This window comes from Caminibacter profundus, from assembly GCF_054657155.1.
The window spans coordinates 236,791-249,503 of sequence record NZ_BAAHXC010000001.1; the positions used below are offsets into that span (position 1 = coordinate 236,791).

The 12,713-nt window shown below is 25.7% G+C and carries 12 protein-coding genes; 8 read left to right on the forward strand and 4 right to left on the reverse strand.

Features of this window, described 5'->3' with window-relative positions; genetic code table 11:
* Nucleotides 1-3 precede the first annotated feature (3 nt).
* Nucleotides 4-396, forward strand: coding sequence for a GatB/YqeY domain-containing protein (locus ACYQ1U_RS01270; RefSeq protein ID WP_459883418.1), 393 nt, complete (start codon nt 4-6; stop codon nt 394-396).
* On the opposite strand, the gene ACYQ1U_RS01275 is transcribed toward ACYQ1U_RS01270, so the two are convergent.
* The 4 genes from ACYQ1U_RS01275 to ACYQ1U_RS01290 form a co-directional block, all read right to left on the reverse strand.
* On the reverse strand, nt 388-3,219 hold the full coding sequence (locus ACYQ1U_RS01275) for an NAD-glutamate dehydrogenase domain-containing protein (protein ID WP_459883420.1): 2,832 nt from the start codon (nt 3,217-3,219) through the stop codon (nt 388-390). The two genes, ACYQ1U_RS01270 and ACYQ1U_RS01275, sit on opposite strands and share 9 nt — an antisense overlap.
* Nucleotides 3,220-3,354: 135 nt before the next feature.
* Nucleotides 3,355-4,146 (reverse strand): AmmeMemoRadiSam system protein B, encoded by a 792-nt coding sequence (amrB, locus tag ACYQ1U_RS01280; RefSeq protein WP_459883422.1) that lies wholly within the window; start codon nt 4,144-4,146, stop codon nt 3,355-3,357.
* A gap of 169 nt (nt 4,147-4,315) precedes the next feature.
* Nucleotides 4,316-5,317: an AmmeMemoRadiSam system radical SAM enzyme gene (gene amrS, locus ACYQ1U_RS01285; RefSeq protein ID WP_459883424.1), complete on the reverse strand. Its 1,002-nt coding sequence runs from the start codon at nt 5,315-5,317 to the stop codon at nt 4,316-4,318.
* Nucleotides 5,318-5,404: 87 nt separating this feature from the next.
* Entirely contained in the window at nt 5,405-6,391 is a 987-nt protein-coding gene (locus tag ACYQ1U_RS01290; RefSeq protein ID WP_459883426.1) for an amidohydrolase family protein, read from the reverse strand.
* 44 nt (nt 6,392-6,435) lie between these two features.
* Between ACYQ1U_RS01290 and ACYQ1U_RS01295 the strand changes: the two genes are divergently transcribed.
* The 7 genes from ACYQ1U_RS01295 (at nt 6,436) to ACYQ1U_RS01325 (ending at nt 12,712) form a co-directional block, all read left to right on the forward strand.
* Nucleotides 6,436-6,615, forward strand: coding sequence for a hypothetical protein (locus ACYQ1U_RS01295; protein WP_459883428.1), 180 nt, complete (start codon nt 6,436-6,438; stop codon nt 6,613-6,615).
* The gene (locus ACYQ1U_RS01300) at nt 6,615-7,103 is read left to right on the forward strand and encodes a DUF2628 domain-containing protein (RefSeq protein ID WP_459883430.1); all 489 of its coding nucleotides are present in this window, start codon (nt 6,615-6,617) and stop codon (nt 7,101-7,103) included. Before ACYQ1U_RS01295 ends, ACYQ1U_RS01300 begins: the two co-directional genes overlap by 1 nt.
* Before the next feature lie 211 nt (nt 7,104-7,314).
* Nucleotides 7,315-8,568 carry a phosphoribosylamine--glycine ligase gene (gene purD / locus ACYQ1U_RS01305; RefSeq protein WP_459883432.1) on the forward strand — a complete coding sequence of 418 codons (1,254 nt, stop codon included), beginning with the start codon at nt 7,315-7,317 and terminating at the stop codon, nt 8,566-8,568.
* A gap of 79 nt (nt 8,569-8,647) precedes the next feature.
* Nucleotides 8,648-9,097, forward strand: coding sequence for an RDD family protein (locus ACYQ1U_RS01310; protein WP_459883434.1), 450 nt, complete (start codon nt 8,648-8,650; stop codon nt 9,095-9,097).
* Nucleotides 9,081-11,060, forward strand: coding sequence for an LPS-assembly protein LptD (locus ACYQ1U_RS01315; protein ID WP_459883436.1), 1,980 nt, complete (start codon nt 9,081-9,083; stop codon nt 11,058-11,060). The genes ACYQ1U_RS01310 and ACYQ1U_RS01315 overlap by 17 nt, the downstream gene beginning before the upstream one ends.
* 9 nt (nt 11,061-11,069) lie before the next feature.
* Complete coding sequence (locus ACYQ1U_RS01320; protein WP_459883438.1) at nt 11,070-12,461, forward strand: MlaD family protein; 1,392 nt, start codon at nt 11,070-11,072, stop codon at nt 12,459-12,461.
* A gap of 32 nt (nt 12,462-12,493) precedes the next feature.
* Nucleotides 12,494-12,712: a molecular chaperone DnaJ gene (locus ACYQ1U_RS01325; RefSeq protein ID WP_459886357.1), complete on the forward strand. Its 219-nt coding sequence runs from the start codon at nt 12,494-12,496 to the stop codon at nt 12,710-12,712.
* The last annotated feature ends 1 nt before the right edge of the window (nt 12,713 follow it).

The window sequence follows — 12,713 nt, forward strand, 5'->3', positions numbered from 1 at the left end:
AAAATGACAATAATTGAACTTAAAAAAATGATGATGAAAGCAAAAAAAGAAGACAAAGTAAAAGCAAATGCTTTAATGATGCTAGTAGACAATGCACAAAAAATAGCTAAAGAAAAAGGTGAAGAAGTAAATGAAAAACATATAATTGAGTCAGCTAAAAGACTTGCAAAAATGGCAAAAGAATCAATTGATGCAGGGATTGAAGAAGCAGCTAAGGAACTTGCAATTTATGAAGAGTTTTTACCAAAAATGTTAAGTGAAGAAGAAACTAAAAAAGTTATAGAGAACATTATTGATGAAATTGGTGGTAAAAATATTGGTGAGATAATGAAAAGACTTAAAGCAAGAGGAGATATTGATTTAGGAATGGCAAATAAAATTATTAAATCACTTTAATGTAAGAATAAGAGAGTTTGATATATGAACTAAATCTAAAATATCTTTTTTGCTTTTTTTTATTTCATTTATTATATCTTTAAATTTTTCTTTTGTTTTCAAAAAGTCATTTACTGACTTTTTAATGTTGTTTTTGTCAAAACTTTTGGAGATAATTATTTCTTTTGCTAAACTAATTACAAAGTGTTCAATCATTTCTTCACTTTCTTCTTTTAAGTTTTTTTGTATTTTGGTTTTAGGAGAAAATTCATTAATTTCTTTAAGAAGTTTATTTATTTTAAATTTTGAAATAATTGCTTCAAATAGTTTTATTATTACATTTAAATCATTACCTTCATATCTGAAGTAAAGTATTACAGGTAAAAATTTTATAAGAGTTTTTTGTTTTTGAAAAGTAGATAAGTTAATTTCAAATAATTCGTCTTTGAATGTTAAAAGGATAAAAGGGTTAAAGTTTGTATTTTGAGTGTCACTTAACCATTTATTTGCAAATTTTACAGTTTTTTGAATATCAATTAATATTTCATATTGTTTATGAGTGTCATTAATGTTTTTTGCTTCTTTAAATAATTTATCAACCTCATATAATTTTATTAAAACCAGATAAGAAAAAATTTTTGATTTAAATGAATTTTTATTAAAATCACTTAAAAAGTCGATACCAAATTTATTAAGGATTTCATTTGTAATTTCAGTTGCAATAATTTCTTTTTTCAATGGATGGGAGCTTTTATATTGAAAACTTTTAGGAAAATAGTTAATAAAAAATTCTTCAAATTGGTCTAAATCTAAGTTTTTTAATATATATCTTTTTAAAAATATTTTTGAATACAATAAAAGTAAGCTTGTTATTGGTCTTATTAATTCATTTTTGTAGTAAATACTTTCAATTTCACTATTTTTTGCAATATCATAATATTCTCTTTTAAACTCAGTATGATTTTCCAAAATTTCTAGAATTTTAATTAGTTTTTCTTTATAAATTGTTTTAGTGTCAAGTGTAATTATTAAAGAGTGATTTTCATTGTTGTTTAAAACTTTTTCAATAACTTCATCAGTAAGTTCTTTTAAAATTGAAACTTTTTTATCTTCAGTTATAACTTTCTTATTAATTAATTCATTTAAAATAATTTTTAAATTTACTTCATAGTCACTTATATTAACTCCAGCAGAGTTATCAATCGCATCCATATTAATTTTTCCACCATTTAAAGCATATTCATATCTAGCTTTTTGAGTTAAAGCTAAGTTTGCACCTTCGACAATGCAAAAGGCATTTAACTCATTAGCATTTACTCTTATATTTTCATTTTGTTTGTCACTTATGTGTATATTCAATTCATCGCTAGCTTTAACATATGTTCCAATTCCTCCAAAATATAGCATATCAACTTTAAGTTTTAGAATTTCTTTAACAAGTTCTTCGCCTGATAAATATTCTGCTTTTGAATTTAAAAGTTTTTTTATTTCAGGAGATAATTTTATTTTTTTATTATCTCTTTTGAAAACTCCTCCGCCTTTGCTTATTTTACTTTTATCATAATTACTCCAACTAAGTTCATTTTCAAAAAGTCTTTTTCTCTCTTTAAAAGCTATTTCAGGGTTAGGATTAGGGTCAATAAATATTTCACTGTGACTAATCGCAGCGATTAGCAAGAAGTTTTTGTTAAGAAGCATTCCATTTCCAAAAACATCTCCTCTCATACTTCCAATACCAACTACACTTATTTTATCTTTATATATGTTTTTTCCTATTTCAATAAAATATCTACTAGCACTTTTTATAGCACCTTTTGCTGTAATTCCAAGTTCTTTATGATTATATCCTGTGCTTCCTCCACTAGCAAAAGCATCTTTTAAAAAATAATTTCTTTTAATTGCTATTTCATTTGCTATATCACTCATATATGAAGTGCCCTTATCAGCTGCAACTACAAAATAAAAATCTTCCTTATCATATTTAATTATGTTTAAATTTGGTAAATCAATTAAATCTAAAAGAGCATCAATAAAAAGAGAATAAATTTTTTTTAAGTCAACTTTTTTGTTGTATATAAAAAAGCCACCTTTTGCACCATCTGGAATAATAAATGCATTTTTTATCATTTGAGTTTTAACTAAATCTCTTACTTCTTCTCTAAAATCTTCTCTACTTGAATATCTAATCCCACCTCTACTAATTTTACTGATTCTCAAGTGGATGCCGCTAAAGTCTTTATGATAAACAAACATTTCAATATTAGGTTGAATTCCAAAAAGCATATTTTTAAAATTTTGAGTATAAATTTTAAAGGAGATAGTTTCTTTATATAAAAAATAATTTGTCCTTACTATATTTTTAACTATTACATAAAAAAATTCAAATATTTTATGATGATTTGAGTTTGTAATATCTTTTAATTTTTCTTCAATTAATTTTTCTTTTGAAAGATCCTTTTTTAATAATTTATCTTTAAAATACTCAATAATTAAAGTTGTAAGGGAAGGATAGGTTATTAGTGTTTTTATAATTAATGTTTCTTCAAACTCAAAAAGAAGTTGCTTTTGATATTTTGCAATTGCACGTGTTAAGTTTATATCTTTTAAAGTAAGATTAAAATTTGCCAAAAGATATAGTTTACATTCAATAGGAAGTTTATTTAAAAGTATATTTTTTATTATTTTTAATGATTCTTTATTTAATTCTTTATCTAGAAAAAAGATATAGTTTTCGTTTTTTTCAATATCAATTATTTCTACATTAAAATTTTTTAATATAGTAGATATAAGAGAAATTGAGTATTCTAAAGGTAGAATTAGTTTTTTATCATTATATTTTATCATTTTTAAACTTTAAAGAAGAAGAGAAAAATTATTTTGAGTATAAAACTCTTCTTCTTTTTCTCTTTAATCTAAATTTTCCTCTTGCCATGGCAACCTCCCATTGTTGGAGTTATGGAATTATAACATAAATGTTACTCATATAAAAATTGCACTCATATATCCTACTACATTAGACTCATCTCCACTCAAATCAGCACTTGTACGGTAATCTACAATAAATGGTGTAAGTCCAAGTTCAGTAGCTGCTATTATCATTGCAATAACTCCAATTTTTCCACATGCTTCACATTTATTTATTTTTTCTAAATCAAGCTCAGTAACTGCTTCTAGGCAGTTATAATCAAGTGTATTTGCTGTGTTTAAATCGTAATAATGACTTAAATCTGTTGAAATTACTACTAAAGAATTATCTTCAATAGAATATTCTATAATATTTTTAAGTTTTAATGGATCATAATCTCCATAAACTAACTCTACTACTGGTAAATTTTTAAAATAGTGATAAATAAAAGGCATTTGAACTTCTGTAGAATGTTCTTGATGAATCATTTCAAGGTTTTGAACTTCAAACTTTTCAATAAGTTCTTTTGCAAAATTTGTATCAATTTGTAAATTTCCGCAAGGAGTTTCATAAAATGAATGCAAAGTTGTTGAAATGTCTTTAAGGGGAAATTTATGACTTGGTCCTATTACTACCGCTCTTTTATAATTTACATTACTTGCTATTCTATAAGCAAAATTTGCAGTAAATCCACTATACATCCATCCTGCATGAGGTACAATTATTGCTTTTGGTTTTAGTGAAAAAACTTCTTTAGCTTTATCTTTATCTACATTTTGATCTATTATATTATTAAAATGCTCTATATAATGTTCAACAGCTTCACAATCCCCTCCATACCATTCTTTTACTACTGCTTTTCTCATAGTTACTCCTTATTATATGTTTTAGAAGTTGTAGAGGTATTAGGGGTATTAAAGGTTAGGGGTATTAGAGGTATTAGGGGGTATTATAACCTTTACTAACCTTTACTAACCCCTACTAACTTCTACAACTTTTACTAACCTCTACAACCTCTACTAACATTTGACTGCTTTATTTCCATACTCCCTCAATAATAGTGTTACATTTTGGACAATGTCCAGTTCCTTTTTCATCAATTTTTAAGATATTTTTTTCTACATTATAAATTGTTCTGACAATAAGCTCTTCATTGCAATTAGGGCAATATGTAATGACAGGCATTGCAATATTTCCAAGATATACATATTTAAGTCCTGCTTTTTTACCAATTTCGTAGGCTCTTAATATGGTTTCTATTGGAGTTGGGTTTTTATCAGTTACTTTAAAATCAGGATGAAATCTTGTAATGTGCCAAGGAATATTAGTATCAACACTTGCTATAAATTCAGCGATTTTAGTTAATTCATAAACACTATCGTTGTCTCCTGGGACTACAAGAGTTGTAATTTCTTGCCAAATATGAGCTTCTTTTAACCTTTTAATAGTATCTAATACATCTTCAAGGTTTCCTTTTAAGACTTTTTTATAATATTCAGGATTGAAGCTTTTTAAATCAACGTTACAAGCATCAACCCAGTTTTTCATATCTTCAATTTCTTCTATACTTTCAAATCCGTTTGTAACAAATACATTTTTAAAACCTTTTTCTTTTGCTTCTAAACCTACATCTCTTGCATAAAGATAAAAAATACTTGGTTCGTTATAAGTGTAAGCAATTGAGAAACAGTTATATTTTAAAGCTAAGTTTACTAACTCTTTTGGGGATACATACATAGATGTGTTTACATTGTTAGTATGAGCAATTTGCCAATTTTGACAAAATGGACATTTAAAGTTACATCCAACTGTACCAAAAGATAATACATTAGTATCTGGCATAAAATGAAAGAGAGGTTTTTTTTCAATTGGATCTACATTTATACTTGATGGATAACCGTATGTTAAATTTATAAGTTCTCCATTTCTATTCATATTAATACCACAAAAACCAACTTGATTAGCCTTAAGTTCGCAGTGATGACGACAAAGAAGGCATTTGATTTTTTCATTTTCTAGTGTTTTGTAATATTTCATAAATTTCCCCTCGTTAACTTTTAGTTAATTATACCACAAAAAGAGAAAAAATAAATAAAATATTATAAATAAGTTGACATAAGAAGACTAAACAATTCTTGCTTTAAGAGTAGTATAAGGACAGTTTTTGCCTTTACTTGCAAAATTTTGGATATTTACTTCAAATTCACCAAATTCTATTTCAATAAATTCATTAATTTCTATATTAAAGAGTTTTGCCGGATTAGTAGAAATTAATTTAGTAATTATTTGAGGGTCGACTTCAAGAGAGTAAGCCAGCTGAGTAAATATATCTAGTTTACTAATTCCAAACTCAGCATCTTCAAATGGAACATCTTTTTGACTAGTTGCAATATGATTTGAAGAAATAAAATCTATTTCTTCATTTTTAACAGCTTCAAGTAATGCAAATCTGTCTTCTTTGCTTCTAAGAGGAGGAAATGTTTTAAAGAGGGTATTAAAATTTTGAAGATTTTCATCAGTAAAATATAAATTATCTATACAAACATCTACGTATGTATGAGGTGGTCTGTTTTTTAAAATTCTAAGAGATTCTTTTGAAGTAATACTTTGAAAAACTACTTTTGCTTTGAAGTTAGAGGCAAGTTCTAATATTTTAGCGACTTCAATACTTTCAGCAAAACTTGCAATACCACTAACGCCCATTGAATAAGCTATTTCACTATCGTTCATTACTCCGGTACTTAAAGATTTATTATTACAATTTACAAAAATTGGAATATCTAAAAATTCAGCATACTCAAATACTCTTTTAATTAAATTCATATCTTCATCAGAATTTATATATATTGCACTAGCTCCCTTTTCTTTTAGGATAGATATTTCTGATAATTTACCTTCATGAATTCCTTCAATAGCTACAAGTAGGTTAAATTTTTCTTCATTTGCCCTTTTTAAATTATATGCAAGGTGAAGTTTGTCAAAAATTGGTTTATGTTTAGGTATCATGAGTACTGCTGCCACTGCAGAATTTTTAGCGGCTTTAGCAATTCTTCCAACACTCTCACTATTTTTTACATTTAAATCAAAACTTTTCGGCACTTTTATGCTCATACTAAGCCTTTTTTAATTATAATTTTAACTAAAAAAGGAAATAAATGGGTTTAATGCTTTTAATAAATCTTATAATTCTCTCAAGTGTTGTAGCATATTTTGCATATAGGCTTGGACACAATACTTGGGTGTTTTTTATAATATCTATTTTACTCTCTCCCATTATTGGTGGACTTACTTTGGCTATATGGGATTATTATAAAACATATATAAAGGCAAGATGATGAAAAATAAATTTTTGGATATTTTAGAAAAGAGTTACTATAAATTAACTGAAAAAGATAAGAAAATTTTTGAAGAAATTATGCAAGATGATGGGCTTGGTAAATGTAAACCAAAATTTAATCTATTTTCATTTCTATTTGGTTGGTTTTATCTTTTGTATAGAAGAATGGCAATTGAATCTATGGCAGTTTTAGTTGTTTCACTGATGGTAGGATATATGATGGCTTACGCAAAACTTCATCCAGTATTGATATTAATATCAATTGTTTTAACAAATTCATTTCTTAGCGGTTTTTGTTATTATTTTCTTTATTTGAATAAATTTAGCAGAGATATTGATTATTGTGGAGAGTTTAATATAGATTTGGAATGTATGAAAAAACGCTCAATTCCAAAAATTACATATGTAGTTATTGCCATTTTAGTTATTTTAATTTTAATCTGGCCTTGGATTTATGCTTTAATTACTGGAACAAAGCTTCATTAAATAGTGGAAAGAGTAGGTGGTAGTAAGGTTAGTAAAGGTTATAGAAGTTAATAGAGGTTAATAGAGGTTAGTAAGGGTTGTAAAAGTTAGTAGGGATTGTAGAGGTTAGTATATAGTAATAAAACCTCTAATACCTTTAAAACCTTTAATACCCCTAATACCTCAAACCTAAAAATTGAATTTGATATAATTTCATAAAAAAAGGCTTAAAATGAAAAGAGTTTTGATTGTTGGAAGTGGAGGTAGAGAGTATTCAATAGGATATTTTTTAAAAGATGAGGCTGAAGTTTTTTATGCGCCGGGAAATGGGGCAACAGAAGAATTTGCTACAAATATTGATATAAAAGATTACGAAGAATTAGCAAAATGGGCAAAAGAGAATAAAATTGACTTAACAATTATTGGACCTGAAGCCCCGCTTGTAAAAGGGATAGTGGACATTTTTAAAGCTCATGGACTTACAATTTTTGGACCAAGTAAAGCTGCTGCAAGGTTAGAAGGTAGTAAAGTTTATATGAAAAATTTTCTAAAAAAATATAATATTCCTACTGCTAAATATATTGAAACATCTGATAAGGAAAAAGCATTTGAGTTTATTGATAATATGCAAAAACTTCCAATTGTTGTAAAAGCTGATGGGCTTTGTGCTGGAAAAGGGGTTATAATAGCACAAAGTAAAGAAGAAGCTAAAAAAACAGTAGAAGAAATGCTAAGTGGCCGTGCATTTGGTGAGGCTGGTAAAAAAGTGATTGTAGAAGAGTTTTTAGATGGATATGAACTTAGTATGTTTGCAATTTGTGATGGAGAAGACTTTGTATTACTTCCAGCTGCGCAAGATCATAAAAGACTTCTTGATGGAGATAAAGGTCCAAATACGGGTGGAATGGGTGCATATGCTCCAACACCTCTTGCTACTCCTGAAATTTATGAAAAAGTAAAAGAAAAAATAATAAAACCAACACTAAAAGGAATGCGTGAAGCTGGTGCTCCTTATGAGGGAGTTTTATTTATTGGACTTATGGTAGTTGATAATGAGCCATATGTACTTGAGTATAATGTAAGATTTGGTGATCCTGAATGTGAAGAGCTTATGGCATTAATTGATAGTAGCGTTTATGATATGTTAAAAAATGCTGCAACTAAACAGCTTGATAAAATAGATGTAAAAATAAAAGATAAAGTAGCTGTAGGGGTTGTGTGTGCTAGTAAAAACTATCCTTATTCAAGTAGTGAACCAGCTGAGATTAAAGTAGATGACTTAAGTGATTGTAATGGATATATTGCGTATGCTGGAGTTCAAAAAATAGATGGCAAATTAATGGCTACTGGTGGAAGAGTTCTTGTGTGTGTAGGGTTTGGAAAGGATGTTAAAGAAGCAAGAGATGAAGCATATAAAATAGTAGATAGAGTTCATTTTGATGGTAAAAAATATAGGAAAGATATAGCTTATCAAGCAATTAAATAATATAGGGTTTATAATTTAGGTTTTAGGTTTTTTCACTCTAAATCATAAATTCTTGTATCAAGTATTTTGAAAGGTAAAAATGCAAGATTTAATTGATAAAATTGATAGAGAAGGATTAAAGCTAGCAAGTATTACAAAAAGAATTATTGCAATGACTATAGATGATTTACTAATTTCTTTAATTATTGTTTTAGCATTTGCTTCTAGTTTTGCAAATGCTAAAACTTATGAACAAATTTTAGTTTTAACAAACGAACTATTTGGATTTATATTTATTGCTTATACACTCTATCATTGGATTTTTATAACAATTTATGGTAAAACTATTGGAAAAATGATTGTTAAGATTAAAGTGATTGATGTACAAACTTTTGATAATCCTTCATGGGGTAAGTCTTTAATCAGAAGTGTTACTAGAAATTTTGATGAAATGTTTTTTTATCTTGGGATGTTATATGCATTAGTTGATCCACTAAATAGAACAATTCACGATATAGCAGGGAACTCAGTTGTTGTTGAAGATAATTAGTTTTTTTTTACTTTTTTTCTCTTTTTTATTTGCAGAAATTAAAATTTATGCAAATGAAGCAAATGAAGTTAATAATACAATATATCTAAAAAAGCCTCTTATTATTTATAAAGATTTTTTTGTTCAAGCAAATAAAGGTATTATAAAAAATAAAAAAATAAGACTTGAAGGGAGTGTGGTAGTTTTTTATCAAAATACTTCTTATCTTGCAACTAGTGCTGATATTATCACAAAGGATAATATAGTAGTTAGAGATATTTTTTTAATAGATAGATCTATAGATATTTGGATAAAAGCAAAATTATCAAAAATAAAAAAAGATAAAATTTCTCTAAATAATGTAATTTTTTCAAGCTGTTGTATAGAAAAACCAGATTGGTTTTTATATTCAAGTAAAGGTGCATATAATAAAAAGACAAAATATTTAAGACTGTATAATATTAGGCTGTATGTTCATAATGTACCTGTATTTTATTTTCCTTTCTTTTTTAATTCTTTAGATAAAAAAAGAAGAAGTGGGTTATTAAGGCCTTATATTGGATATAGCGCAAAAGAAGGTTTTTTATATTCTCAACCAATATATTTAGTTTTAGGAGAAAGGTCTGATTTTGAAATAACTCCAACTATCAGGACTATTAGAGGAAGAGGAGTGTATAATACTTTTAGATTCGTAACATCTCCTTATTCTTATGGTGAAATAAAATTCGGTGAGTTTGTTGATTTTGATAAATATTATAAAAAATATAATCTTGCTAATAAAAAACACTATGGATATCAAATTTATTATAAAGTAGATAAAATATCAAAAAATGATAAACTTTATATGAATTTAAAATATGCAAATGATGTAGATTATTTTTATTTAAATCCATATAACTATACATTTAATACAAAATATTTAGTTGATAAATTAATTACTTCAAAGTTAAATTATATAAAAAACTTCAAAACAAACTATTTTTTTGGAATGTATGCTAAATATTTTATAGATACTACTAAAGTGTCAAATGACGATACTATTCAGATTTTGCCAGAGCTGAATATTCATAAATTTGAAACAAAAAACTTTTTATTAAATTCATTTGATTTAAATATTTATAATTTTACTTCTAAATCTTTAAAATATTATCAATTAGATTTTAATATGCCTTTGAGTATTAACTGGAAATTATTTGATGATTATTTAAATATTAAACTTAGTGAAAATTTTGACTATATTACTGCTAATAATTATAATTCTAAAAAAAAACCAGAGTATTTTTATCAAGTATATTCTAGTTTAAAACTTTATTCATCTTTAACAAAAAAAAGAGATTATATTCATATTGTAAACCCTTCTATAACATTTAATATAAAACAAATCAGTAAATCTTCAGAAGAAAATAATTTATTAAATTATACTACTATCAATAATAGTATAAGTCTATCAATATTTCAAATATATGAAAAATCAGACTTTTATATTGACCATGATTTAAAACAAAATATTGCATTAAATTTAAAAAATAACGGAAGTTTAGAAAACATTATTAACATAAAAAAATCTGTTTTTTCTTTTAGTGATATTAATAAGTATGATTGGGATATAAATAGAGTCTCTTATAATAGTGCAACGTTTCATTTTCCTATAAAGGCATATAAATTTAAATTATCTCATATTTATAGTTATCCAAAAGATTCTGGTATTTCGCAAGCGTATACAATAAGAGTAGAAAAACTTTTAAATAAATATAAAAAAATATATTTTGAGTATAATTATGATATAGAAAACAAATATATGAAATATTTATTAATTGGTGCAAAACTTAATAAAAGATGTTGGCAATATGATTTTAACATAAAAAAAGATAGATTACCTGTTCTTAAAGATGATGGTATTTCTTATTATAATAATTATATGCTTACATTTAATATAAACTTTTATCCAATAGGTGGGGTAAAACAGACTATTCAATTAAAATAAAGGATTTTTATGAAAACCGAAGTAAAAGTAGGGCTTTTTATTTTACTTGGGCTAGCATCATTACTATTTTTGACTTTTCAAATTAAAACGTTAGAAAATTTAAAAGAAAAAGGTTATGTATTATATGCTTATATTGGTGATGCTAGTGGACTTAATAATAAATCAAGGGTAAAACTTAGAGGTGTAAAAATAGGTGTAGTTGATTCTATGAAGCTTGAAACCAAAAGAGTTAAGCTTAAACTTTTAATAAGAAAAGATGTAAAAATTCCAATTGGTTCTAAAGTAACTATTGCACAGGATAATGTATTAGGAGGTAAATATTTAAAAATAATTCCTTCAAATTCTGATGAGTATTATAAAGAAAAAGATACTATTAAATCTTTTGTTGAAATTGCTTCAATGGAAAATGTATTAAATAACCTTAATACTGCAATAAAAGAGGCAAAAGTTTTAATAAAAAAATTAAATACTACATTAGATGATAAAGCAATTAATAATATTCAAACAACTATTAGTAATGTAAAGATTGCGAGTGAAAAGCTTAATTCTATTTTAAATACTACAAATCAAAAATTACCAGTATTGCTTGATAATTCAAATAGATTAGTATTAACTTATAAAAAAAGTGGAGAAATATTAAATAAGAAATTGCCTTTAATTTTAAATAAAGTTGATAGTCTAGCTTCAAATACAAATGAATTAGTTACTGTGTTGAAAGTTAAAATATCCAAATTAGCAGATGAGTATATAAAAGTAGGTAAAAATGTAAATAATGTGTTAAAAGATAATAATGAAACTCTTAAACAAACAATTGTTTCTGCAGAAGAGTTTTTCCAAAGTGGAAGTAATAGTTTTAAAAAAATTGATGATTTCTTAGGTAGTGTAAATAATTCTCAAATTGTTGTAGATATTTCAAATTCTTATATGTTTAAGGATTCAAGTTTCTTAACAACAGCAAATATTGCATACTTACCAAATCCTACTAAATATTATATATTTGGACTTACTTCTAGAAAAAACTATACTGCATTAAATTCAGTTGATAAATCAAAAATATTCATAAATGCTGAGATTGGAAAAAGATATGAAAATGTGCTTTTAAGAGGAGGTATAATTGAAAGTACAGGAGGGGTAGGAATAGATTATTTTACTATGAAAGATAAATTAAAATTTAGTAGTGAAATATATGATTTTAATAGTGAAAATGATATAAGAGGCAATAATCCTCATTTAAATTTTAAAACTACTTATTTATATTTAAAACATATAGAGTTTATGGCAGGAATTGATAATGTGTTAAATGATAAGGCAAGAACATTTTTCTTAGGACTTGGGATTAAGTTCAAAGATAATGACTTGAAACCATTAATAAGTGGAGGTGCTACATCATTTCTAAAATAGATGAGATAAAAAAGGCTTGTAAAATTTTAGATATTTCGCCTCTTAGTACAATAAATGACATAAACAAAAAATATAAAAGTCTTGCGAAAAAAGTGCATAGTGACATAGGAGGAGATGAAGATAAAATGAAAGAGATAAATTGGGCTTATAGAGTTTTAAAAGAGTATGTAGAAAATTATAGGTTTACATTTAGTGAAGATGAAATTTTAAGACAATATCCAGAAGAGTTTCTAAAAAAATTTAAGGTGTGAA

Coding starts and splice junctions, on each gene's coding strand:
- amrS (WP_459883424.1), bottom strand. CDS start 5,317: ATGAAATATTACAAAACACTAGAAAATGAAAAAATCAAATGCCTTCTT.
- ACYQ1U_RS01270 (WP_459883418.1), top strand. CDS start 4: ATGACAATAATTGAACTTAAAAAAATGATGATGAAAGCAAAAAAAGAA.
- ACYQ1U_RS01295 (WP_459883428.1), top strand. CDS start 6,436: ATGGGTTTAATGCTTTTAATAAATCTTATAATTCTCTCAAGTGTTGTA.
- amrB (WP_459883422.1), bottom strand. CDS start 4,146: ATGAGAAAAGCAGTAGTAAAAGAATGGTATGGAGGGGATTGTGAAGCT.
- ACYQ1U_RS01275 (WP_459883420.1), bottom strand. CDS start 3,219: ATGATAAAATATAATGATAAAAAACTAATTCTACCTTTAGAATACTCA.
- ACYQ1U_RS01290 (WP_459883426.1), bottom strand. CDS start 6,391: ATGAGCATAAAAGTGCCGAAAAGTTTTGATTTAAATGTAAAAAATAGT.
- ACYQ1U_RS01300 (WP_459883430.1), top strand. CDS start 6,615: ATGAAAAATAAATTTTTGGATATTTTAGAAAAGAGTTACTATAAATTA.
- ACYQ1U_RS01310 (WP_459883434.1), top strand. CDS start 8,648: ATGCAAGATTTAATTGATAAAATTGATAGAGAAGGATTAAAGCTAGCA.
- ACYQ1U_RS01320 (WP_459883438.1), top strand. CDS start 11,070: ATGAAAACCGAAGTAAAAGTAGGGCTTTTTATTTTACTTGGGCTAGCA.
- purD (WP_459883432.1), top strand. CDS start 7,315: ATGAAAAGAGTTTTGATTGTTGGAAGTGGAGGTAGAGAGTATTCAATA.